1 pseudogene is annotated in these 210 nt (G+C 64.8%); it reads right to left on the bottom strand.

The features are described from left to right. Nucleotides 1–210 (bottom strand): annotated as a pseudogene (locus tag CCN42_RS45015) (pectate lyase); the annotation flags it as partial.

Genomic DNA, 210 nt, shown 5'->3' with positions numbered 1-210 from the left:
CGGCGGCGTCCAGACTGTAGGAGTACGGAATGCTGACAGTGGTGTTGGACTGCGGGTTGGGCCCGGCCGGGTTGTGGTCGCCGCTGCGGCTGGACCAGGTCACGTTGTCGAAGACGTTGCCCGCGACCTGCCAGTAACCGGCCGCGTCGGTGTAGAAGGTGCCCAGGACGTCCTTGGAGTCCTCGAAGTAGTTGTTGTCCACCTTGGCGC

The organism is Streptomyces glaucescens (assembly GCF_002154375.1).
Classification (GTDB): domain Bacteria; phylum Actinomycetota; class Actinomycetes; order Streptomycetales; family Streptomycetaceae; genus Streptomyces; species Streptomyces glaucescens.
Note: the sequence above shows the minus strand (reverse complement) of the source record. Positions and strands in the feature narration are given on the sequence as shown.